The organism is Pseudomonadales bacterium, from assembly GCA_024234165.1.
In the GTDB taxonomy this organism is placed as follows: Bacteria; Pseudomonadota; Gammaproteobacteria; order Pseudomonadales; family UBA5518; genus UBA5518.
Window position 1 is genome coordinate 765,889 of sequence record JACKOP010000003.1, and the last position, 23,853, is coordinate 789,741.

A 23,853-nucleotide genomic window follows, 5' to 3' on the forward strand; every position below is an offset into this window, starting at 1 on the left:
CAGAGTTTCCAGCGCGTGCTCAAGGTCGCTCCCCGGTCCGGCGCGAGCGCAGCAGGTGGATGAACAGGTCTTCCAGCGAAGTCTCGTCTTCGGTCCAGCTCAGCGCGGGATTGTCGCGATACGGTGTGATCGCTGCCATCAGTGCGGCGTGGTCAGTGCCGGTGAGGTGCAGCGCCTCACCGAACGGCGTGACTTCATCGACGCCATCGAGGCTCTCTAGCGTCGGGCGCAGCGCGACGACACCCGGACCCCGCACTGTGACGGTGTGCAGGCCGGCTCCCGCTATCAGTTCCGGTATCGTGCCGTCGGCGAGGATGACGCCGTCCATGATGTAGACGATGCGATGGCAGCGTTCGGCCTCGTCCATGTAGTGTGTCGAGACCAGTACGGTCACGCCGGCATCCGCGAGCCGATGGATCTCGTCCCAGAATTCCCGACGTGCCTGCGGATCTACGCCCGCGGTCGGCTCGTCGAGCAGCAGCAGCTTGGGCTCGTGCATCACGCAGGCGGCCAGCGCGAGGCGCTGCTTCCAGCCACCCGAGAGCGAGGCGGCCAACTGGTGGCGGCGAGCACTGAGCCCACTTTGCGCCAGCGTCTGCGCGACGCGTGCAGCCCGCGGACGCAGGTCGTAGAGGCGCGCGACGAAATCGAGGTTCTCTTCGACCGTGAGGTCCTCGTAGAGCGAGAAGCGCTGCGTCATGTAGCCGGTCTGGCGCTTGATCGCTGCGGCATCGCGCTTCACGTCGAAACCGAGGCAGCTCCCTTCGGCTGCATCGGGGCGCAACAGGCCGCACAGCATGCGGATCGTCGTCGTCTTGCCGCTGCCGTTGGGTCCGAGGAATCCCACGATCTCGCGCTCGCGCACCTGCAGATCGATGCCGTGGACAACCGTGCGATCAGCGAAGCGCTTGGTGAGCCCGCGCACGTCGATGACGTTCATGGTGCAGCGGGCAGCGTGACGTCGACGATCTGTCCCGGCGCGAGCAGTCGGGCGTCGCCGATCGGTTCCGCCTCGACCAGCACCACGAGTTTCTGCCGGTTTTCGACCGAGTAGATCTGTGGCGGCGTGAACTCGGGCGCAGCCGCGATGAAGTTCACACGAGCCTGCAGCGCCTGCGAGCAGGAATCACAGCTCACTGCGAGCAGATCGCCGATTCGCACCCGGGCGATGCGCGGCTCCGGAACGAACACGCGCAGCTTGCGGTTCGCGTCCGGCAGCAGCATCAGTACCGGTGCCGACGGTCCGGCAATTTCTCCCGGGTAGCGGATCACGGTCTCGATGCGACCGTTCGCCGGTGCACTCAGCGTGCGTTGCCCGAGCCGCCATTCGGCATCGTTCAGCTCTGCCCGTGCAGCGTCGACCACGCGCCGCGCGGCCTCGATTTCCTGCACACGCGCGGCTATCCCGGCAACCTGCAGGCTGGCTTCGATTTCGCTGAGACGCGCCTTCGCCACATCGTGTGCGGTGCGCGCCTGGTCGAGCGCGGACTGGCTCTGTACGCGGCGACGCACGAGGTCGCCGATACGCTCCAGATCCAGCCCGGCCTGCGCGAGGTCGGCGCGCGCTGCGGCCCGGCTGGCCTCGATCACGGCAATTTCCTCGGCGCGCTTGCCGGTGGTCAGGTTGCCGAGCCGCGCCTCGGTTTCGGCGACGCGTGCGCGTGCTGCCTCCAGCGCGTAGTGCGCATCGGCGCTGTCCAGGGTGACGAGCGCATCGCCTGCACGCACGCTGTCGCCACGGCGGATTGCCAGCGATTCCACGCGCGCTGCCGCGATCGGTGCGATGAAAACGGTTTCGCCTTCGATATAGCCGCTCAGTGGGGGCTCGGCGTTGCTGCAGAATACCTGTGCGATCAGTGCGAAACCGCACAACCACTCGACCATCCGGGCTTTCTCCGTTGCGGGCAAGCGCGCAATATAGTGCAAAAGCGTCGCAGCCGGTGCCGGCAGCCGTTCAGGGCTTCCCGTACGATCAGAGCGGCGCGTGTCTCGTCATATTCCTGTCACATGGCCGAAATAGACTTCACGCAGCATTCGTTGAAATGGTGTGAAGACATGTCGACAGGATTCACGAAACGTCTCGTGTTGGCGACTGTGGCCGGCGTAGTGCTCGCCTCGTGCGTGGAGGCGGCCGAAGTGACCGGTGCGGGCGCTTCCTTTCCCGCACCGATCTACGCCCGGTGGGCCGATGCCTACCAGAAGGCCACCGGCAACCGCGTCAACTACCAGTCGATTGGCTCGGGCGGTGGCATCAAGCAGATCATCGCAGGGACTGTCGACTTCGGTGCTTCCGACATGCCGCTCAAGCCCGAGGCGCTGGAGAAGGACGGTCTCATGCAGTTTCCAGCGGTCATCGGCGGAGTCGTGCCGGTGGTGAACCTCCCGGGCGTGAAGCCGGGTGAACTCAAGCTGACTGGCGCGGTGCTGGCCGACATCTACCTTGGCAAGATTGTCCGGTGGAACGACTCGGCGATCGCCGGGCTGAACCCGGGTCTTGCGCTACCGGACAGAGGCATTGCCGTGGTGCACCGTGCCGACGGTTCGGGCACCACCTTCATCTTTACCAGTTACCTGTCCAAGGTCAGTACCGCGTGGCAACAGCAGGTCGGCGAAGGCGCGGCGGTGCAATGGCCGGCAAGGGGAGGGCTCGGTGGCAAGGGCAACGAGGGCGTCTCTGCCTTCGTCCAGCGTGTGCCCGCATCGATCGGTTACGTCGAGTACGCCTACGCCAGGCAGAACCAGCTCGCACACGTCATCTTGAAGAATGGCGCCGGTGTTTTCGTCGAGCCGGTCGATGCGAGTTTCAGGGCCGCGGCCGCGAATGCCGACTGGAGCCAATCGGCCTTCTACGCGGTCCTGACCGACCAACCGGGCAAGGATTCCTGGCCGATCACCGGCGCTACCTTCATTCTGGTGCACAAGGTGCAGGACAAGCCCGCGCAGACAGCGGAAGTCATCCGGTTCTTCGACTGGGCGTACAGGAACGGTGGCAAGATGGCGCAGGACCTCCATTACGTGCCGTTGCCCGACAGCCTGGTCGAATTGGTCCACGGTGCGTGGGGCCAGATCAAGGATGCGCCCGGCAACTCCGTCACCGCCGACAAGTAGATTGCACCCATGGGCACGCCGCACGGCAGTACCGCTGGTCAAAGGCTTGGCGATTGGCTGTTCTTCAACCTGACGCGCGCCTTCGCGCTGCTGACGTTGCTTCTGCTCGCCGGCATTATCGGCTCCCTGGTCATTGGTTCCTGGCCGGCGCTGCAGAAACTGGGCTTCGCCTTCCTCTGGACCGCGGAATGGAATCCGCCGCTGGAGCGTTTCGGTGCGCTGATCCCGATTTACGGGACACTCGTGACATCACTGATCGCGCTCGTCATCGCGGTGCCGGTGAGCTTTGGCATCGCGCTGTTCCTGACCGAGCTGTCACCGGTCTGGCTGCGCCAACCACTGGGCATCGCCATCGAGTTGCTGGCGGCGGTGCCGTCCATCGTGTACGGCATGTGGGGGCTGATGGTGTTTGCGCCGATCTTCGCTGAACGGGTGCAGCCGGCGCTCTCTGCCACGCTGGGGCGCCTGCCTTTCGCGAACGCGCTGTTTGCTGGCCCGCCGCTGGGCATTGGCCTGCTCACCGCCGGCATCATCCTGGCGATCATGATCATCCCGTTCATCGCCTCGGTGATGCGCGATGTCTTCGCGGTGACACCCATCCTGCTCAAGGAGTCGGCCTACGGCGTCGGCTCGACGACGTGGGAGGTCGTGTGGCATGTGGTGTTGCCACACGCCCGCGTCGGCGTCATCGGCGGCGTCATGCTCGGCATGGGACGCGCGCTCGGTGAGACCATGGCCGTGACGTTCGTCATTGGCAACAGCAACGCATTCTCCGGTGCATCGCTCTATATGCCTGGCAACAGCATCACGTCCACCCTGGCCAACGAGTTCGGGGAGGCGGCACCGGGGCTTTACACGGCTGCGCTGATCGAGCTGGGGTTGATCCTCTTTCTCATCACCCTGGCCGTACTCGTGCTGTCCAGGTTGCTGTTGCGCCCGGGCAGGCGGGAAGGCAGCCGGGGGTGAGTCAACGATGAATCTTCTGATGCGCCGCAAGCTGGTCAACAAGGCCGCTCTGACGCTGTCGATGGCCGCCATGTCGTTCGGCCTGTTCTGGCTGGCCTGGATCCTCCTGACCACGCTGCAACTCGGACTTGCCGGGCTCTCGTTCGAACTCTTCACGAAAATGACACCGCCGCCTGGCGCTGACGAAGGTGGGTTGCTGAACGCCATTGCCGGGAGCGCGATCCTCGTTACTCTGGCCACCGCGCTGGGCACGCCGGTCGGCATCCTCACCGGTATCTATCTGGCGGAATACGGCCAGCGTACGTGGCTTGGTCGGGCCACGCGCTTCATCAACGGCATTCTGCTGTCGGCGCCGTCCATCGTCATTGGTCTTTTCATCTACGCCGTCTACGTCACCCGTGTCGGCCACTTCTCCGGTTTCTCGGGTGTGCTGGCGCTGGCACTGCTCGTCATTCCGGTGGTGGTCGCCACCACGGAAAACATGCTCGGGCTGGTGCCGGGCACCCTGCGGGAGGCCGCTTTCGCCCTTGGTGCGCCAAAGCGTGTGGTGATCGTGCGGGTGGCGCTGAAGGCCTCGGTTGCTGGTGTCGTCACCGGCGTGCTGCTTGCCGTGGCGCGCATCGCCGGCGAGACGGCGCCGCTGCTGTTTACGGCGTTATCGAACCAGTTCTGGAGCATCGATCTCGGCAAGCCGATGGCCAACCTGCCGGTGACGATCTTCAAGTTTGCGATGAGTCCGTTTCCGGACTGGCAGCGCCTCGCCTGGGCCGGGGTATTCCTGATCACGCTCGGCGTGCTGGGGCTGAACGTGGCCGCCCGTCTGATGTTTCGCGAGAAGCACAAACACTGAAAGCGCCGGTGCCATGCATGACTGAAAGGACGCACACGATGACGATGACCAAGGTGCCTGACGGCCTGCAGCCGCACATGGCTTTCAAGGACGTGGATTTTTACTATGGCCGGTTCCATGCGCTGAAGAACATCAGTCTGGATATCTACAAGGGCTGCGTTACTGCCTTCATCGGCCCTTCCGGTTGCGGCAAGTCCACGCTGCTGCGCACGATGAACCGCATGTATGACATCTATCCCGAGCAGCGCGCCACGGGCGAGTTGCTGCTCGACGGCCGCAACATTCTCGACCGCACGATCGACGTCCATGCCCTGCGCGCCAGGGTCGGTATGGTTTTTCAGAAACCGACGCCATTCCCCATGTCGATCTTCGAGAACATTGCATTCGGCGTACGCCTGCACGAGCGACTCTCCAGGGGACAAATGGAAGAGCGCATCGAATGGGCGCTGCGCCGGGCAGCGCTGTGGGACGAGGTCAAGGACAAGATTCACCAGAGCGGCATGAGCCTCTCCGGTGGTCAGCAGCAGCGCCTGTGCATCGCGCGTGGCATCGCCGTCAAGCCGGAGGTGCTGCTGCTCGACGAGCCGACTTCGGCGCTCGACCCGATTTCGACCATGCGCATCGAGGAGCTGCTGAACGAACTGAAGAACGATTTCACGATCGTGATCGTCACGCACAACATGCAACAGGCGGCACGTGTGTCCGATTTCACTGCTTACATGTACCTGGGCGAGCTGGTCGAGTTCGGCCGTACCGACGATATCTTCATCAGGCCAGAGAGCGAGAAGACCGAGGCCTACATCACCGGCCGTTTTGGCTGAGGAGAAGCACCGATGCCGCATGCGGAACATCTTTCCAGACAATACGATTCCGATCTCGAGGCCATCCGCTCGCGCGTGCTGCGGATGGGGGGGCTGATCGAGTCGCAGTTCATCTCCGCGATCGACTGCCTGTCAACCGGCAACGTCGAGATGATGATGGCGGTGAGCGAGAATGACCGTCGTGTGAACAGCTACGAGATCGAAATCGACAGCGCCTGCGCCCACGTCATCGCCAAGCGCCAGCCAGCGGCGAGCGATCTGCGACTGATCATGGCGGTGAGCAAGATCGTCACCGATCTCGAGCGTGCCGGTGACGAGGCGGAGAAGATCGCCCGCATGTCCCGCCAGATCCATGAACGTGGCCGCCTGCGCATCCCGCACGCCGCGGACGTACGCCCTGCCGGCGAGCGGGCGCTGACGATGCTGCGCCGCGTGCTCGATGCCCTGGCGCGGCTGGATGCCGGCGAGGCAGAGCGCATCATCGCCGAGGACGTCACCATCGACGACGCCTTCCGCGGCATCGTGCGCCAGCTCGTCACCTACATGATGGAAGACCCGCGCACCATCTCGACCGCACTCGACATCATCTGGATCGCCAAGGCCATCGAACGCATTGGTGATCACGCCAAGAATATCGCCGAGCAGGTGATCTACATCGTGCGTGGCACCGACGTGCGTCATATCGTGCGCGAGGGGCAGGGCGGACCGGATGGAGCGCAATGATGCACATGTCCGCTCGGGTGCTTGTCGTCGAAGACGATCCCGCCATTCAGGAGCTGATCCGCTTCACCCTCGAGAAGGCCGGCCTGCAGTCGATCCTGGTGGACAGCGCCGAGGCAGCCGAGGCAGCCCTCAGGGCCGGGTTGCCTGACGTCGTTCTCATTGACTGGATGCTGCCGAAGATGTCCGGCTTGACACTGGCGCGCAAATTGCGCGAAACCGACCGTACCGCCAGCCTGCCGCTCATCATGGTCACCGCCCGTGGCGAGGAGGCCGATCGCGTCGCCGGGCTCGAGAGCGGTGCTGATGATTACCTGGTGAAGCCGTTCAGCCCGCGCGAGCTGGTGGCACGCGTTCGGGCGCTGCTGCGCCGGCGTACGCCGCATGTGGCCGACACGAAGCTGACGGTCGGCCCGATCTGCCTCGACCCGATCTCCCATGAGGTGACGGTGGTCGGTGAGCGTGTCGAGCTGACTTCGACCGAGTTCAAGCTGTTGCGCTTCTTCATGGCGCATCCGGGGCGGGTTTTCGGCCGTGCCCAGCTACTTGACCAGGTGTGGGGCGATCACGTTTTTGTCGAAGAGCGCACGGTGGATGTACACATTCGGCGCCTGCGCCGGGCCCTCGGCCCGCAGGGCGATGAACTGATCGAGACGGTGCGCGGTGCCGGCTACAAACTGACCTTGCGGCGAGGATGACATGCACGAGGTCTGGTCTGCGCTGTGGCTTCGCCTGCTGGTCACCATCCTGGCGGGGCTGATCGTCGGATCTCTGTTTGGTGCCGCACCCGGCCTGTCGACGGTCATCGCCGCACTGGTGCTGCTGCTGCTGGCGCAGGCCTTCCGGTTGGGTCGCCTCGCACGCTGGCTCAAGGCGCCTGACGAGCACGAGATTCCCGATGCTGCTGGTGTCTGGGGGGCGGTCTTTGCTGCGCTTTATCGCCTGTTGCGCGAGGAGCGGGCGGTGCGGACCCGCATCGAGGCCGATCTGGAGGTTTTCAGCCAGGCAATGGAGGCTTCCCCCGACGGACTGGTGCTTCTCGACACCGACGATCACATCGTCTGGTGCAACCGCGTTGCCGAGCAGCACCTCGGTCTGCGTGGTGAACGGGATGTGGGCCTGGTGGTGGCGAACCTGGTCCGCTTTCCGGGCTTCGCGGATTTCCTCGCCGGTGCGAAGGAGGGCGAGTCGTTGACCTGCCGACCGCAGGACAAGAAGGGCAAGGCGTGTTCCATCGAGGTGGTCCGTTTCGCTCCCGACCGCAGGCTGCTGATCAGTTCCGATATTTCCCACATCGAACGGGTGGAGGCCATGCGGCGCGATTTCGTCGCCAATGTTTCCCACGAATTGCGCACGCCACTGACGGTCATTTCCGGTTTCATCGAGCACATGCATGACGATCCCGACCCGGATCCGGCCGAATGGCGGCAGCAGATGAACATGGTGAACGACCAGGCCAGACGCATGCTGCGCCTCGTGGACGACCTGCTTACGCTGTCACGGCTCGAGGACCAGGAACAGTCGCCGGCCGAGGAAGAACTCGACATGCGTGATCTCGTTCACGACCTCCTGAACGAGGCGCGGCGACTTTCCGGTGGTCGTCATTCGATCAGTTGCGAGGCGGCGCCCGGCTTTCTCAGGGGTAGCCGTGAGGACTTGCGCAGCGCCTTCTCCAACCTTGTCAGCAACGCCGTGCGCTACACGCCAGCGGGCGGACGCATCGTGCTGCGCTGGATGCTTCGCGACGGCAAGGGTGTATTCAGCGTCGAGGACAGTGGTATCGGCATCCCCGAGGAGCACCTGCCACGCTTGGCCGAGCGCTTTTACCGTGTGGACCGCGGACGCTCGCGCGCCTCGGGTGGCACTGGTCTGGGGCTTGCCATCGTCAAGCACCGTCTGTTGCGCCACCAGGCCACTCTGGAAATTACGTCCGTTTTCGGCGCAGGCAGCATGTTCAGCGCGGTGTTCCCGGCCTGGCGCGTCCAGGGTGCGACAGGCGAGATGCTTTCCTGACGGTGCATACTGTCAAGCATCGCCGTTCCTGCCGGATTCGTGCCTTGGCCGCGTCAACACTGACCGCGTGCCGGCGGACGGTGCTGCCGCCGTGCGGCTGGGTGTATCTGGAGGCCGTCGGACGCCACGGGAATTTCTGTAACGACCTCGAGTGTTGCAAGCCGACGGGCAGGTCACGGTCGGGCGCGGCGCAGGCATAATGGGCACGGTTGGGCACCCACCGCACAGGAGGCTCCGATGCACCCGGTGTTGAACGAAGTCACGCAGCGCATTCGTGAACGCAGCGCGGCGACGCGCAGCGACTATCTGGCCCGCATGCGCAGGTACGAAGGTCGTCCGCGGGGGCACGAACGCCTGGGGTGTTCGAACGTGGCACACGCTTTTGCGGCCATGCCGGAACAGGACAAGCGGCGCATCGCCGCCGAGCGCCCACCGCATCTCGGCATCGTCAGCGCCTACAACGACGTGCTGTCGGCCCATCGACCCTACGAGCGCTACCCCGAGCGGATCCGCGCGACCGCGGCCAGCCTGGGTGCGACCGCGCAGGTGGCCGGTGGCACGCCGGCGATGTGCGACGGGGTGACGCAGGGCCAGCCCGGCATGGAGCTGAGCCTGTTCTCGCGCGACGTCATTGCCTTGTCCACTGCCGTTGCGCTGAGCCACGACACCTTCGATGCGGTGCTCCTGCTGGGCGTGTGCGACAAGATCGTACCGGGGCTGCTGATCGGTGCGCTGCATTTTGGCCATCTGCCCTGTGTCTTCGTGCCGGCAGGCCCGATGGGCACGGGGATTTCCAACGCGGAGAAGGCGAGGACCCGCGAGCTGTTTGCCGAGGGCAAGGTGGGTCGCATCGAACTGCTCGCTGCGGAGGAGGGCGCCTATCACAGCCCGGGCACCTGTACCTTCTATGGCACCGCCAACAGCAACCAGATGTTGCTGGAGGCGATGGGTCTGCATGTGCCGGGCAGTGCGTTCATCCACCCGGCCGATTCCCTGCGTGGGGCGCTGACGGACGAGGCCGTGGCCACCGCAGTGCGCATCAGCGGCCGGTGTCCCGACAGCGCTGCGCGCCCCATCGGTCACATCGTGGACGAGCGCGCCATCGTCAACGCGATGGTCGCCCTGCTGGCCACGGGCGGCTCGACCAACCACCTGCTGCACTGGGTGGCGATCGCGCGTGCGGCCGGCATCGTGATCAACTGGGGCGACTTCTCGGCCCTGTCCGGGGTCGTGCCGCTGCTGACACGCGTCTATCCGAACGGCAGCGCGGACGTGAACGGCTTCCAGGCTGCCGGTGGGCCGGGTTTCGTGATCCGCGAGCTGCTGGACGCCGGTCTCATGCACGAAGACGTGCTGACCGTCGCGGGCGACTCGCTGCGCCCATACACCCAGTGGCCGTGTAATGTGAACGCCAGGGGCATGGTGGAGCGCGAGCCCGTGCCACCGGTGAGCGGCGACGATACGATCGTGCGCACGGTGGCTGCTCCGTTCAGCGCCACCGGCGGGTTGAAACTGCTGGAAGGCAATCTGGGGCGCGCGGTCATCAAGGCATCGGCGGTTCCCGAGGACCGTCACACGATCGAGGCGCCTTGCCGCATCTTCACGACCCAGGCCGCCATGCTGGCGGCGTTCGACGCGGGCGAGCTGGAGCGCGACGTGGTGGTGGTGGTGCGTTTCCAGGGTCCGCGAGCGAACGGGATGCCCGAGCTGCACAAGCTCACGCCCGCACTGGCGGTGCTGCAGGGCAAGGGATTTCGCGTCGCGCTGGTTACCGACGGGCGCATGAGCGGCGCCTCGGGCAAGGTGCCGGCGGCCATTCACGTGAGCCCCGAGGCGCTTGCCGGTGGTTCGCTGGCGAAGCTGCGCGACGGTGACACGGTGCGGGTGTGCGTAACCGACGGTGTGCTGCACGCCCTGGTCGACGATGCCGAGTGGCAGGCGCGCGAGGTCGCTACCCTGAGCCCGGCGGAACTCGACGAAAACGCCCATGGCATGGGGCGTGAGCTGTTCGCCGGCTTGCGCCGCAACGTCACCCGTGCCGAAGAAGGCGCCGTGAGCTGGCTGTGATTTTCCTGCGGATGGTTGGAGTTCGAACATGTTGCAGACCCTGAGCCTCGCCGCCTATGGCCCCGTCATTCCGGTCATCGTCATCCACCGTGTGGAGGACGCCGTGCCGCTTGCCGAAGCGCTGGCGGAGGGAGGCGTCAGGGTGCTCGAGGTGACGCTGCGCACCCCGGTGGCGCTGCACGCGATGGAGCGGATGGCGCGCGTGCCGGAAGTCATCCTTGGTGCGGGCACGCTGCGCACGCCAGGTGACGTGGCGGCAGCCAAAAACGCCGGCTGCCGGTTCGGCGTGAGCCCCGGGTACACCGAGACCCTGGGCGAGGCGAGTCGAGCGCACGATCTGGCGCTGTTGCCCGGCGTGGCCACCGCCTCCGAAGTGATGGCGGCCAACGACGCCGGTTACCAGTTCCTGAAGCTGTTTCCCGCCATGGTCGTGGGCGGGGTGAGCCTGTTGAAGGCTCTAGCCGGTCCGTTCCCCGACGTCGCTTTCTGCCCGACCGGCGGCATCAGCGTGGAGACGGCCCCGCAGTTCCTGAAGCTGCCGAACGTCAGGGTCTGCGGCGGTTCCTGGCTCACGCCGCAGGATGCGATCGACGCGCGAGACTGGCCGCGCATCACGCGACTGGCGCGGGAAGCCGCCAGCCTGCGTCCCTGAGTTCGTTCAGCCTCCACCGGCCCGTGGTGGCGTGGGAGTGAGCTGGTCGAACAGGAAGCGGTCGGCGTACCAGGTGTTCCAGTGTTCGGTGAGGTAGCCGATCCTGCCGTCGGCGTTGAACTCGAACACGAAGCAGTAGACGTTGCAGTAGTCGCGGCCCGACTTCGTTTTCGCGTACATGGTCTGCTGACGCACCACACGGTCGCCGTCGACCAGCTCGATCACGTTCTCGTAGCGCACCGTGGACAGGTCGTAGGCGTCGATACCGAGGTGGCGCCGGTCCACGGACGATCCGCCCATGATGGCGCGGATCGCGTCGATCCCGCGGTGCTCGCAACTGGCGCCGGGGGCGTGCAGCCGTGGCAGACCGTTCCACCATACGGCGTCGTCGGCGAACAGGGTCGAGGGGTCGAAGCCGGGAGGCGGCGCCATCAGCTTGCGCACGGACTCGAGGTTGCGGCGTTCGGTAGCGGAATGTTCGCGCGGCATCGTCTGCATTCTCCGTGTGTGGTGTGAAACGGGCTTCCTCAGTCTGAGGCTGGAAGCGGTTTGAAAGCCAGCAGCCCGCCAACCGGTTTGCGGTTGACGCGCAGCAGCCCGGGCACCGTGGCGTACGTCGTCGCACGGCGCGTGATCCACTGCCGCACCATGCCCGGCGTGCGCGACGACAACGGCGTTCCGCTCAACGCGATGGGTATCCTGCAGCCGCCGGCCGACAAGGTGCGCGCGCCCTTTTGTGCACGTCCCGGAGCGCACGAAGAAGCCCGCGAGGGAGTCAGCTCACGCCGGGCATTCCCCATGGTGCGATGTTGCGTACTCTACATTCATGTATTATTCGCTACATGCAACTAGCGTCACCGTCATGGCTCCTGCTGGTGGTCTCCTTGCCGACCGCCAGCGCCACGGCGCGCATGCGCGTCTGGCGTGGGCTCAAGGCGCTCGGCTGCATGGCGCTGCGCGACGGTGCCTACCTGCTGCCCGCCGGTCCCGATCACGAGCAGGCCCTGCAGGAACTGGGCGACGAATGCCGGCGTGAAGGCGGCAGCGCCTGGCTGATGGCCGTGCAGCACCGCTCCGCTGAAGAGGACGCCGTCTACCGTCAGCTGTTCGATCGCAGCGAGGATTACGCCGAACTGGGCAAGGCCTGGAAACAGGCCAACCGTGGTCTGGCGTCTCTCGGGCCACCGGAACTGGCGCGGCTGCAACGCAAGTTGACGCGGGAGTTCGAGGCTCTGCGCGCCATCGATTTCTTTCCGAACGACGCGAGTGCCGAGGCGGCGGCGGGCTGGAGCGATTTCGGCAAGCGTATCGACAGCCTGCTGTCACCCGACGAACCGCACGAGGCCAGGGGAGGCATCCTGCGGCTCGATCGCACGGGCTACCAGGGCCGCCTCTGGGCCACGCGGCGCCGGCTGTGGGTGGATCGGGTGGCCAGCGCGTGGCTGATCCGTCGCTTCATCGACCGAGACGCCCGCTTCCAATGGCTCGCCAGGCCGTCCGACTTTCCCAGGCGAGCGCTCGGGTTCGACTTCGACGGCGCAACGTTTACGCACGTCGGCGATCGGGTCACCTTCGAGACCCTGCTGGCCAGCTTCGGCCTGGAAGCTGACGCCGCGCTGGCGCGTCTGGGCGCGCTCGTGCACGTGCTGGACGTCGGCGGCGAGCCGGTGCCGGAGGCGAAAGGGTTCGAAGCCGTCCTGGCCGGCGCGCGTGAACGCCTGAGCGATGACGACGCGCTGCTGATCGAGATGAGTGCGGTACTCGATTCCCTCTACGCGCACTTCCAGCGCGAAGCACAACACACGGGCGAGAGGCCCAGCGCCCGATGACCGAAACCGCCGTCACGACCGAAACCGTTTCCCGGCCCGGCTACTCGCTGGGGCAGATCGCGCGGTACATGCTCGCGCTGGGCACCTGGGGCTTCGGCGGCCCGGTGGCGTTGGTGGGCTACATGTACCGGGATCTGGTGGAGCGTCGCCGCTGGATTTCCGAGAGCGAATACAAGGAAGGCATGGCGCTGGCGCAACTGATGCCGGGGCCGCTGGCCGCGCAGTTGGCGATCTACCTGGGCTATGTGCACTACCGCGTGCTCGGCGCGACGCTCGTCGGCCTGGCGTTCGTGCTGCCGTCGTTCCTGATGGTCGTCGCGATCGGCGTCGTCTACGCCGCCTATGGAGGCATCGCCTGGATGCAGGCCGTCTTCTATGGCGTCGGTGCGGCGGTGATCGGCATCATCGCGATGAGCGCGTACAGGCTCACCACCAGGAACATCGGCAACGATCGACTGCTGTGGGCGATCTATTCGGTCAGCGCCGCGATCACCGTGATCACCAAGTCCGAGATCGTCTGGATCTTCCTGGGTGCCGGCGTGCTGGTCTGGTTCCTGCGGGCGCCGCCGAAGTGGCTGTCCGGTGGCTCGGTCAACGCGTTCGTGGCGCCGATCGGGGGCTTCTTTGCGATCGACACGCTCGACTGGAACAAGCTCGGCCAGATCGGCGCGTACTTCGCCTACGCCGGCAGCTTCGTGTTCGGCAGCGGCCTGGCGATCGTGCCCTTCCTGTACGGCGGAGTGGTTCAGCACTACCACTGGCTGACCGACCGGCAGTTCGTCGACGCGGTGGCCGTGGCGATGATCACGCCCGGTCCGGTGGTGATCACGACCGGCTTCATCGGCTACCTGGTCTCCGGCTTCTGGGGCGCGGTCGTCGCGGCTGCGGCCACGTTCATTCCCTGCTACTTCTTCACCATCTTGCCGGCACCGTACTTCAAGAAGCACGGCAAGCGCCCGGGTATCGTCGCCTTCGTCGACGGGGTGACGGCGGCGGCGATCGGGGCGATCACCGGGGCGGTCATCGTCATCGGCGGGCGTTCGATCACCGACTTGGCTACCGCCGCGCTGGCGCTGATCACGGTCGGCGTGCTGTGGCGCTTCAAGAAGATCCCCGAGCCCGTCATCGTCGTGGTCGCCGCGATCGCCGGGCTGTTGCTGCATCCGCTGACGAGCCGCGCGTAGCGGACCGAAGGGAGCGCGAATGGACGCACGCATCCAGCCCGTGCCGTTCGGCCCGCGATGAAGCGGCGGATGCTGGCAATTCGTGGCTCGGGCGCCACGCTCACGCCTGGAAGCAGCAGACCGGGATGGCGCCTACACAGACCGGGATGGTGCCTCGTCATTGCGCGCTGATACGTCTATCCTGCGAAGCGTTCCCCGATCCGCTCAGCGGGCACGACGATTGTGACATGGCGGCAAGGCCCCCTTGCCATCTACGGAGGTTGTCATGGGATTTCGCTTTCATTGCTTGCTTGCCACCTTGGCCCTGACCGGGGCGACCGCGACGCCCGTGCAGGCGCAGGGCTTTCTCGATCAGCTGAAGCAAGCGGTGGGCGGCAACTACACGGTGCGCGGCCGTGTGCAACTGCAAAGTGGTCAGTGGCTGACCTGTTTCGACGGTAACAACACCGGTTACCTCGGCCCCGCCGACCTGGCGCGGCCCGGTGACGCCAGAACCGACCCCGCCACCGGCACCGTGAAGGTGACCACCGCCGCCATTCCTACCGTCATCATGACGCGCGGCGGCGTGGTCACGTCCAATGACTGCGACTCACTCGCCCAACAAGGGTTGCTGGTCGCGCCCACCCAGGCGGGTACCGCCGCCAGGTCGGATACCGGCTACAACGACCGTGATCGCACCGGCTGCATCACGCCTGACATGACGAAGGACTACATTGCCGCCCACAGCAACGAGATCATCGCCTGCCAGGCTCGCGTATTGACCGAGCGTGACGCCGCCGCCTTGCAAGCTGGACAGAATGGTGCGGCGGCAGCGGGCGGCACGAGCGCCGAGCAACAACAAGCGGCCAACGCCAGGCTGCAACAGGACACCGCCGAGAAGTTCAAGGCCATCCAGTCGCAGGTCGGCGTGCCCGTCACGGCGGCGAAACAGAGCGATGAAGACATGGCCTGGGATGGCGCCAAGCTGTGCAACCTGAAGCCGGCCTACATGATGAAGCTGAAGGAAGAAGCCACGGGCTTCGTGCGCTACGACGCCAGCGGCGGCAAGATCGTGCTGTCGGAGATGTCCGGCGGCGCACGCAAGGAAGTCGGCGTCGACGGCGATGCCTTCGCGCAGCGTGTGTCCTTCAACGCGCAAGCCATCGGCCAGGGCGGTGACACCTGTGGCCGAGCGTTCTGGAATGCCGAGGCCTACAAGGCGGCGAGCGCCGCCATGAGCCGGTAGGTCTCGGCGGGGCGCCGCGCTCGGCGACGACGAACTGCAGGTGCTGCGGTATGCCACCGGCGCACTCGGCAGCGAGCCGGGTTCGATCGCGATGCGTTGTCAGAAGCCCAGGCTGGCATCCAGAGGCTGTCGCAAAAGTCTCCGATCGTCGATGCGAGCAGCGCGGGACGATCCCTTTGCACCGGTGGGACGCCGTAAATGCATCCCTGCAGGCTCGAGTGCCGCATCCCTGCGGCACACGCCCCCCGATGCAATGGCATCGTCCCGCGCTTCACGGCGTTTTGCGACACCCTCTCCAGTCCGCCGGCCAGCTCGACCACCTTGCCGACGACCTGGCCGGTCAGGGTGTGGAAGTCCTGCGCCACCCCTACGCCTGGAAGCAGCAGACCGGGATGGCTTGGGTCAGGCCGCGCGGTGTGCTGGTTTTGATCAAGGTCAAGACTGGACGCAATTCCCCGAACCCCGGTATTGACTGCCGCCGTGGGTGCCGCGTATGAGTGCCATACGGACATCGAGAGGAATGTGTCATGCAGCACCTTCCCATGGGGCGCGTCCTGTCGCGCCGTTGGTGGCTGCCGGCAGTCCTGGGCATCGTCGGCGTGGCGGCCGCAGCCGACCCGATCGTCGTCGGCCAGCCGGTGTTCGATTCGTCCGTCGGCATGTTCGACGGCTTCAAGAAGGACAAGGTCGTCGGCGACTTCGTCTTCGGCACTTACGGACTCGGCGCCTTCGGCTCCAGCAACGTGTTCGACACCGGCCCGAAGTTCCTGGGCTTGAGTTTCGACGAGTCGCAGCCCATCGGCGGCATCACCTCCTACTGCGACCCGAGTGGCCTGACCGGCTGCGCCCACTTTGGCCTGAAGGCCACGCTCGGCGGCTGGGGCAAGTTCGGTACCGAGTACCAGTTGCGCGCCGGCGGCGGCACGCTCGACGTACGCGTGCCGCTGCGTGCGACGCTCGACCTGCCCTACGACGCCACCGGCGGCGGCGTGCCCACGCTCGGTTCGACGTTCACGATCGGCACGTCCTGGACCTCGAGCGTCAAGACGCTGAATCAACCCGGCAGCGGCAGCAAGCCGGTGACGACGCTGCTGGCCACGCACGGGCCGACGGTGCAGGCCTATGCCGACCTGATCGGCGAACTCGGCGCCAGCGTCAGCGGCAAGCTCTGCGTGGGCGTCTGCGTGTCGGACAGCACGCCGCCGCTGGGCTTCGCGCAGCGCTGGGAGCTGGGGTCGGTCAACCGCAACGGCGACGGCAAGTTCAAGGTGCTCGACCAGCAGGTCACTCCGGTCGGCGAGGCGCTGAACGGCATCATCAAGTACGAGTTGCGGCTGCCCAAGCTCGACGCCCAGGACAAGACGCTCGCGCCCAGCGGGCTGGGCGGCCTGTTGCAGACCCAGGCGCAGGATCGTGTGGCCAAGGTCGAGCTCGGCATCGACGAACTGGTGCGCGAGCTCACCGGTGTGCCGATCAGCGGCGAGGTCGGTTTCGACGCGCTGGGCGAACACATCGGTGCGAGCTACGCGCTGATCGAATCGTCCGCCGGTTTCGACACGCTGCTCAAGCAGCGGGTCAACGTGCAGACCGTGCCGACCGTCACGCTCGACTTCGCCAGCCCGGTGCAGAAGTACCTGGGCAACAGCGGCGGCGTCGAGCAGTACGGTGCGCCGACCCAGAGCCTGAGCTTCAACCTCGGTGAGAGCGTCTCGCTGCGCAACACCGGCGCCAGCCTGCTGGGCGGCGAGGCCCGCTTCGGCATGATGCTGGTGGTGCAGAACGAACTCGAGCTGCAGGTGATGGCCAAGCTCAGCCTCGAGGCGCTGAAGGCCAGCACGACGCTCGGCGGCATCGGCCCGCTGTTCGGGCCCGAGTCGGTGAGCGTGCCGATCGGCTCGATCCCTCTGCATCAGGCGAGCTTCGCCACCAGTGTGGCCGACCTCGGGGGGCTGTACTTCAACATGCTGTTCAAGCTGCCCGAGCTGCCCTTGGCCTTCGAGCCAGAGCAGTTCGCCACGCTCGGCGCCCTCGATGCCGCGAAATGGGTCGATGCCAACGGCAGTGCGCTGTGCGGCACGCGCACGACGCCGGACTGCGAGGCGCTGGCACAGACCCGCTTCACCGGCAGCTTCGACCTGGGTGCCGCGCCGCTGCCGCCCTGCCTGTTCGAGCCCGACGGCTGTGCGCCGTCGGTGCGGCAGGAACTGGCCGAGCGGCTGCAGTTCGCCCTGGCTGCCGGCCCGCGGGGCGGACAGTGGAGCGAGAGCGCAATGCGCCTGCTCGACGACGAGGGGCGCGAGACCTTCCTCAGTGCGCTGACCACGCTCGATGACCCGCGGCTCGAACTCGGCGCGGGGCTGGACGACGAGCAGTTCGCGCGCGATGCGGCGGCGATGTTCGCCGCGGTCGGCACGCAGCGGCTGGAGACCGCGCCGGCACCCGAGCCCGCTTCGGTGCTGCTGCTCGGTTTCGGGCTCGCGGTCCTGGTGCTGCGGCGCCCTTGGGTGGTGCTGGCAAAGGAAGCACGCTGCGCCGTCCTGCTGTCTAGGCAGGCGACGGGAGGGCGCGGATTCGCGTGAGAGCTTTTTCGTGACTGTACACGGCGACGCGCATTGTGCGTCGCTCCACTCGTCCGTGCGTCGATTTTTGTGCCTTCGTAATGCACCATGAGCGGCACTCCGGCAGAGGAACATCGATGCACGATCCATTCACTCGCTCCGCAGCGCCGCTGCGCTTCGTGACGGCCGCCTCGCTGTTCGACGGGCACGACGCGGCGATCAACCTGATGCGCCGCCTGATCCAGGCACACGGTGCCGAGGTGATCCACCTCGGCCACAACCGGGGGGTGCGCGAGATCGTGCGCGCTGCGCTGCAGGAAGACGCCGATGGCATCGCGGTGAGCTCGTACCAGGGCGGGCACATGGAGTTCTTCCGCTACATGGTCGAGATGTTGCGCGAGAACGGTGCTGCGCACATCCGCGTCTTCGGTGGGGGCGGTGGCACGATCACGTCGGAGGAAATCGCCGAGTTGCAGGCGCTCGGGGTGGAGCGCATCTACCACCCGCGCGACGGCATGGAGCTGGGCCTCCCCGGCATGATCGATGACCTGATCCGGCGTACCGAAGCAGGGCGCCGCCCGCCGGTCGATCCGCAGGCGATCGGCATCGACGACGAGATCGCCGTGGCGCGCATGGTGTCGTCGATAGAGTCAGGTGCTTTCGATGCCGACGAGCTCGCGCGGTTGCGGGAGACATGGCGCGCGCGTGGTGCAAGGGCCCCGGTGGTCGGCGTCACCGGCACCGGCGGTGCCGGCAAGAGCAGCGTGACCGACGAGCTGCTGGCGCGTTTCCTGCGCCATTTTCCGCAGTTGCGCATCGCGGTGCTTGCGGTGGACCCGACACGCCGGCGTACCGGGGGTGCGCTGCTCGGTGATCGCATCCGCATGAACAGTCTTGATTCCTCACGTATCTACATGCGCTCGATGGCCACGCGCCGCCAGCACCTCGCGACCAGCGAAATGCTCGGCGATGTGGCGCTGTTCCTGCAGTCGCTCGGCTTCGACCTGGTGCTGATCGAAACCGCCGGCATCGGCCAGAGCGACTCCGAGATCGTCGACCTGGTCGATCTGTCGGTCTACGTGATGACCAGCGAATACGGTGCCGCGAGCCAGCTCGAGAAGATCGACATGATCGACTTTGCCGATCTGATCGTGCTGAACAAGTTCGATCGACGCGGCGCCGAGGATGCGCTGCGGGACGTGCGCAAGCAGTGGCGGCGCAACCACCAGGCGTTCACGCTGCCCGAAGAGCAGGTTCCGGTGTTCGCCACGATCGCGAGCCAGTTCAACGACCCGGGCATGAACTGGGTGTTCCACGAGCTGTGCACACGCATCGCACGGAAGCTCGAACTCGACCCGACCGAGTGGACCCCAGCGATCGACATCACGCTGCGCGAGCCGAAGGCGGTGGCGCTGATTCCGGCTGCGCGCACGCGCTACCTCGCGGAGATCGCCGAGCAGGGGCGAGAATTGAACGCGCGCACCGGTACGCAGGCGGAGCTTGCCGACCGTGCCCAGCACCTGTACCAGGCGTTGTCCGAACTGGCCGATCCGCTGTTGCCCGCGCCGCTGGCAGCCTACGCGCCGCAGGCGCTCACCGCTGCAGACGCCGACAACAGCCTGCGTGTGCTGCGCCAGCGTTACCAGGCGACGCTCGAGGAGCTGGACGCGGATTCGCTCGAACTGCTGCGCGGCTGGCCGGAGCGTCGGGCAGGCATCCGCACGCCGCAGTACAGCTACACCGTGCGCGGCAGCGATATCCGTGGCGACAACTATCGCGAGAGCCTGAGTCGGCTGCAGATTCCGAAGATAGGCGCGCCGGATCACGCGAGCTGGGGTGGGCTGCTCGCGTTCCTGCGTCAGGAGAACCTCCCGGGTTACTACCCCTACACGGCAGGCGTGTTCCCGTACCGGCGCGAGGGCGAGGACCCGACACGCATGTTCGCCGGCGAGGGTACCCCCGAGCGCACCAATCGTCGCTTTCATTTCGTGGCTCGCGGTCAACCGGCAAACCGGCTCTCGACCGCCTTCGACTCGGTCACGCTCTACGGCGAGGACCCGCAGTCACGCCCCGATGTCTACGGCAAGATCGGCAACTCCGGAGTGTCGATCGCGACCGTCGACGATCTGAAGAAGCTGTATTCGGGTTTCGATCTGTGCGATCCGAGGACCTCGGTGTCGATGACGATCAACGGTCCGGCGCCAATGATCCTGGCGTTCTACATGAATGCAGCAATCGACCAGCAGGTCGAGAAACACCTGAGGCAGAGCGGGCAGTGGGAGGCCGCGCAGGCGAAGATCGACGCGTTGTTCGCAGGCGCTGCACGCCCGCGCTACGACGGTGCGTTGCCCGAGGGAAACGACGGCCTCGGACTCGGGCTGCTCGGTATCAGCGGTGAGCAGTTCGTCGACGCCGAGACCTACGCCATGATCAGGAGGCGTACGCTGGAGAGCGTACGTGGCACCGTGCAGGCCGACATCCTGAAGGAGGACCAGGCACAGAACACCTGCATCTTCAGCACCGGCTTCGCGCTGACGATGATGGGCGACGTGCAGGAGTTCTTCATCGCGAGCGCGGTGAAGAACTACTACAGCGTGTCGATCAGCGGCTATCACATCGCCGAGGCCGGCGCGAACCCGGTCTCGCAGCTCGCGTTCACGCTCGCCAACGGCTTCACGATCGTCGAGTACTACCTGGCGCGCGGGATGGCGATCGACGACTTCGCGCCGAACCTGTCGTTCTTCTTCTCGAACGGCATGGACCCGGAGTACACCGTGATCGGGCGCGTGGCGCGGCGTATCTGGGCGCGCGCGATGAAGGAGCGCTACGGGGCAAGTGCCCGCAGCCAGATGCTGAAGTACCACGTGCAGACCTCGGGGCGCAGCCTGCACGCGCAGGAGATGAGCTTCAACGACATCCGCACCACGCTGCAGGCGCTGTACGCGCTGTTCGACAACTGCAACAGCCTGCACACCAACGCCTACGACGAGGCGATCACCACGCCGACCGAGGAGAGCGTGCGCCGTGCGGTGGCGATCCAGCTCATCATCAATCGCGAGCTGGGACTGAACTTCTGCGAGAACCCGTGGCAGGGCTCGTTCATCGTCGAGGAGCTGACCGATCTGGTCGAGGCGGCGGTGTACCAGGAGTTCGATCGCCTCAGCGAACGCGGCGGCGTGCTGGGCGCGATGGACACCATGTACCAGCGCTCGAAGATCCAGGACGAGAGCCAGTACTACGAGAGTCGCAAGCACGACGGTTCGCTGCCGCTGATCGGCGTGAACACCTTCCTGCCGCCGCCGGGGCAGGAGGAGAAGATCGAGGGGCGCGCGCTGATGCGCTCTTCGGATGAGGAAAAGCGCCAGCAGATCGACAACCTCGCCGCATTCCACGCTCGGCACGCGGCCGAGGCGCCGGCAGCGCTGGCGCGACTGCAGGAGGTCGCGATTCGGCGCGGCAACCTGTTCGCCGAATTGATGCAGACCGTGAAGGTGGCATCACTCGGGCAGATCAGCCAGGCGCTGTACGAGGTGGGCGGGGTCTACCGCCGCAATATGTAGGGGCGAGCCGCCGCTCGCCCGTACGATGGAGATGCGATCCGCGGGGTTGTAGGGGCGAGCCGCCGCTCGCCCGTACGATGGGGATGCGATCTGCGGGGTTGTAGGGGCGACGGGTGCCCCACGCCGGCAAACTGCTCGAGCATGGTGAGGACACGCGCCTCGGGCGTCACGGGACCGCCGTCATGCTCAAACGTCGGGCCCGCTCTTCCGAGGAGCCTCAGGGATGTCGTGAGCCGGTAAATCGCGCCTATTCCAAGACTGGTCGAACTGTGGCCATCCCGCGTCTCGGTCTCGGCACCCTGAATCTGCGCTTCAAATCCGACCAGCCAGTGCGATCGCCGGAAACATGACAAGCGCCCACAAGAGGCGCGAGATCCGTTGGACGCCTCGGCGAACGCGACCCTGGATCACGCACCTGGCATCCCTCCGTTGCGCGAAGCCCTGACATTGCTCTCAGGTCACCGGATAGAGCTTCGGGAACCAGCGCTCGACGACGTCGATCGGGAAGCCCAGTCGCAATGGCGCCTTGTGCGAACCCGAGACGAGCAAGCGCTTCTCGATCAGCGCGGAGATCACGCGACGCGCAGTGCGTTCGCTCGTGTCGATCAGCTGAGGGATGCGGCCGCGCTCCAGCTCACCCGAGAGGAGCGCCTCGCGCAGAACCGCGAAGCTGCGCTTCGGCAGCCGCTCCGCACCTTCCTCATCACGCACGTACAGCTCCATGCGGCGCTGAATCTCGGATGGGTCGAGCAGCTCGCGCATGTAGCGGACTTGATCGAGACAGGTCTCCAGGAAGAATCGGCAGAACTCGATCAGCGCCTCCTGGGACAGCGCTCCTCGCCCATCGAGATCGTTCCGACGCGGTTCATCCGCCGCCATGAGGAGACGCTTGTACTCGCCCGAGCTGCGCGCCAGTCCGCGCGACACGGACCAGAGCGCGGAGCCGATTCCGATCTCCAGCAACATCGCGTGCGACATCAGACGCGCGACACGACCGTTGCCGTCGAGGAAGGGATGGATCCATAGGAACCGATGATGAGCTGCCGCAACGGCGATCACCTGACGCGGCTTGCTCAAGCGGGCCGCATCGTAGGCTTCCCCGAACCTGCGCATGAACGACGGGAGATCCTCGGCCGAAGGCGCAACATGCCGACCCACCGCGACCGTGCGGGAGCGAAGCTGTCCGGGAACGACCGGAATGCGTTCCTTCGTGTCTGGGTTCTCGACAACCAGCAGGCTCTCGGGCAACCGCTTGCAGAATTCCCGATGCGTCCACTCGATGAATGCAAGCGATGCGGGCGGTCGCGGCGTGCCGCCCACACGCGCGTCGATCATCTGCTGCACTTCGATGTGGGCTCGCGCTTCGAACTGCAAATCGCGGTGATGCGGGTCGCTGGAATAGTCCGCCGCCAAGGCGCGATCGATGTCGCGCGGATGGGTGTTGTGGCCCTCGATGAGGTTCGAGTAGTAGCAGTTCATCGACCGCACCAGATCGGCGACCGACAGCCGAACCACCGGATGCAGCTGGGCCGATAGCTCGCTGGCCTCCCGGGCCAGGTCGAAGGCCAGGTTCTCGAGCACGGCCGTGCCCTCGGCCGGCATGAACGGCTCGGCGGCGGCGGGGGTCAAGACTTGCCCGTCATTGCATAGAGTCTGGCCGGTTCCATGGCCGGAATATTATTCTTATAAACAGTGACTTGTCATTACCAACCGGGTGTATTTGGCCGGTACTGTAACCGATTATGCGGTCGAAACGGTTTGCAGACCCGTCATTTCCGTCACTCACGGTGACTATTTTCGACGAAAAAGATCTTGCGCGGGAATCGAACCTGGCCGGCGATGCGCGGTCGCTCGCGCGGCCAATCAAGGTCAGTGCCTGAGTTTTGGTGCATTGGCGAACACTGCTCGCCACCGCCATGATGAGACACTGCGGAACCCGCCAGCGCAGCGGTCCACGAGTCCTCGAGCGAACCGGCCCGCCCGTTCAGGCCCCTCGGCAATGAGTGCTGCTGCTTGCGAATGCGGTGGGCAAGCTCGATGCCGGTGAGCGTGATCGCGGCCGGGCGGAAGCTCTTCAATCCCAGCATCGGCATACACCGCTGCTCGATGGAGATGCGATCCGCGGGGTTGTAGGGGCGAGCCGTCGCTCGCCCGTACGATGGAGATGCGATCCGCGGGGTTGTAGGGGCGAGCCGCCGCCCGCCCGTACGATGGAGATGCGATCCGCCGGATTGTAGGGGCGAGCCGCCGCTCGCCCGTACGATGGGGATGCGATCCACGGGGTTGCAGGGGCGAGCCGC

20 protein-coding genes are annotated in these 23,853 nt (G+C 65.9%); 14 read left to right on the forward strand and 6 right to left on the reverse strand.

The window, feature by feature from the left end:
- Window positions 1-19: 19 nt before the first annotated feature.
- Together H7A12_12810 and H7A12_12815 are read right to left on the reverse strand one after the other, a co-directional pair.
- On the reverse strand, window positions 20-940 hold the full coding sequence (locus tag H7A12_12810) for an ABC transporter ATP-binding protein (GenBank protein MCP5321685.1): 921 nt from the start codon (window positions 938-940) through the stop codon (window positions 20-22).
- Entirely contained in the window at window positions 937-1,884 is a 948-nt protein-coding gene (locus H7A12_12815) for an HlyD family efflux transporter periplasmic adaptor subunit (GenBank protein ID MCP5321686.1), read from the reverse strand. Before H7A12_12815 ends, H7A12_12810 begins: the two co-directional genes overlap by 4 nt.
- A 171-nt stretch (window positions 1,885-2,055) precedes the next feature.
- Between H7A12_12815 and pstS the strand changes: the two genes are divergently transcribed.
- The 9 genes from pstS to eda all read left to right on the forward strand — a co-directional run bounded on the left by pstS (window position 2,056) and on the right by eda (window position 11,197).
- The gene (pstS, locus tag H7A12_12820) at window positions 2,056-3,108 is read left to right on the forward strand and encodes a phosphate ABC transporter substrate-binding protein PstS (GenBank protein MCP5321687.1); all 1,053 of its coding nucleotides are present in this window, start codon (window positions 2,056-2,058) and stop codon (window positions 3,106-3,108) included.
- 9 nt (window positions 3,109-3,117) lie between these two features.
- A complete protein-coding gene (gene pstC / locus H7A12_12825; protein ID MCP5321688.1) occupies window positions 3,118-4,074 on the forward strand; it encodes a phosphate ABC transporter permease subunit PstC in 957 nt (318 codons plus the stop codon).
- A gap of 7 nt (window positions 4,075-4,081) precedes the next feature.
- Window positions 4,082-4,924, forward strand: coding sequence for a phosphate ABC transporter permease PstA (pstA, locus tag H7A12_12830; protein ID MCP5321689.1), 843 nt, complete (start codon window positions 4,082-4,084; stop codon window positions 4,922-4,924).
- Between the two features lie 38 nt (window positions 4,925-4,962).
- Window positions 4,963-5,745: a phosphate ABC transporter ATP-binding protein PstB gene (pstB, locus tag H7A12_12835; GenBank protein ID MCP5321690.1), complete on the forward strand. Its 783-nt coding sequence runs from the start codon at window positions 4,963-4,965 to the stop codon at window positions 5,743-5,745.
- 12 nt (window positions 5,746-5,757) lie between these two features.
- Complete coding sequence (gene phoU / locus H7A12_12840) at window positions 5,758-6,468, forward strand: phosphate signaling complex protein PhoU (protein ID MCP5321691.1); 711 nt, start codon at window positions 5,758-5,760, stop codon at window positions 6,466-6,468.
- A gap of 5 nt (window positions 6,469-6,473) precedes the next feature.
- Window positions 6,474-7,163, forward strand: a complete 690-nt coding sequence (gene phoB / locus H7A12_12845; protein ID MCP5321692.1) for a phosphate regulon transcriptional regulator PhoB — start codon at window positions 6,474-6,476, stop codon at window positions 7,161-7,163.
- 1 nt (window position 7,164) lies between these two features.
- On the forward strand, window positions 7,165-8,478 hold the full coding sequence (gene phoR, locus H7A12_12850) for a phosphate regulon sensor histidine kinase PhoR (protein MCP5321693.1): 1,314 nt from the start codon (window positions 7,165-7,167) through the stop codon (window positions 8,476-8,478).
- A gap of 237 nt (window positions 8,479-8,715) precedes the next feature.
- Window positions 8,716-10,545: a phosphogluconate dehydratase gene (locus H7A12_12855; protein MCP5321694.1), complete on the forward strand. Its 1,830-nt coding sequence runs from the start codon at window positions 8,716-8,718 to the stop codon at window positions 10,543-10,545.
- 28 nt (window positions 10,546-10,573) lie between these two features.
- On the forward strand, window positions 10,574-11,197 hold the full coding sequence (eda, locus tag H7A12_12860; GenBank protein MCP5321695.1) for a bifunctional 4-hydroxy-2-oxoglutarate aldolase/2-dehydro-3-deoxy-phosphogluconate aldolase: 624 nt from the start codon (window positions 10,574-10,576) through the stop codon (window positions 11,195-11,197).
- Window positions 11,198-11,203: 6 nt separating this feature from the next.
- On the opposite strand, the gene H7A12_12865 is transcribed toward eda, so the two are convergent.
- The gene (locus H7A12_12865) at window positions 11,204-11,686 is read right to left on the reverse strand and encodes a nuclear transport factor 2 family protein (protein MCP5321696.1); all 483 of its coding nucleotides are present in this window, start codon (window positions 11,684-11,686) and stop codon (window positions 11,204-11,206) included.
- Window positions 11,687-11,724: 38 nt separating this feature from the next.
- Window positions 11,725-11,883, reverse strand: coding sequence for a hypothetical protein (locus tag H7A12_12870; protein ID MCP5321697.1), 159 nt, complete (start codon window positions 11,881-11,883; stop codon window positions 11,725-11,727).
- 156 nt (window positions 11,884-12,039) lie between these two features.
- Here H7A12_12870 and H7A12_12875 point away from each other — a divergent pair, with 156 nt between their 5' ends.
- From H7A12_12875 to H7A12_12895, 5 genes are all read left to right on the forward strand, one after another.
- Window positions 12,040-13,026: a chromate resistance protein gene (locus H7A12_12875; GenBank protein MCP5321698.1), complete on the forward strand. Its 987-nt coding sequence runs from the start codon at window positions 12,040-12,042 to the stop codon at window positions 13,024-13,026.
- Window positions 13,023-14,210, forward strand: coding sequence for a chromate transporter (locus tag H7A12_12880; GenBank protein ID MCP5321699.1), 1,188 nt, complete (start codon window positions 13,023-13,025; stop codon window positions 14,208-14,210). Before H7A12_12875 ends, H7A12_12880 begins: the two co-directional genes overlap by 4 nt.
- A 265-nt stretch (window positions 14,211-14,475) precedes the next feature.
- Window positions 14,476-15,435, forward strand: a complete 960-nt coding sequence (locus H7A12_12885; protein MCP5321700.1) for a hypothetical protein — start codon at window positions 14,476-14,478, stop codon at window positions 15,433-15,435.
- Between the two features lie 527 nt (window positions 15,436-15,962).
- Window positions 15,963-18,014 (forward strand): PEP-CTERM sorting domain-containing protein, encoded by a 2,052-nt coding sequence (locus H7A12_12890; GenBank protein ID MCP5321701.1) that lies wholly within the window; start codon window positions 15,963-15,965, stop codon window positions 18,012-18,014.
- A gap of 116 nt (window positions 18,015-18,130) precedes the next feature.
- Window positions 18,131-21,553 (forward strand): methylmalonyl-CoA mutase family protein, encoded by a 3,423-nt coding sequence (locus H7A12_12895; protein MCP5321702.1) that lies wholly within the window; start codon window positions 18,131-18,133, stop codon window positions 21,551-21,553.
- A gap of 453 nt (window positions 21,554-22,006) precedes the next feature.
- On the opposite strand, the gene H7A12_12900 is transcribed toward H7A12_12895, so the two are convergent.
- The gene (locus tag H7A12_12900) at window positions 22,007-23,155 is read right to left on the reverse strand and encodes a Fic family protein (protein ID MCP5321703.1); all 1,149 of its coding nucleotides are present in this window, start codon (window positions 23,153-23,155) and stop codon (window positions 22,007-22,009) included.
- Window positions 23,156-23,331: 176 nt separating this feature from the next.
- Window positions 23,332-23,640, reverse strand: a complete 309-nt coding sequence (locus H7A12_12905) for a hypothetical protein (protein ID MCP5321704.1) — start codon at window positions 23,638-23,640, stop codon at window positions 23,332-23,334.
- Between the last annotated feature and the right edge of the window lie 213 nt (window positions 23,641-23,853).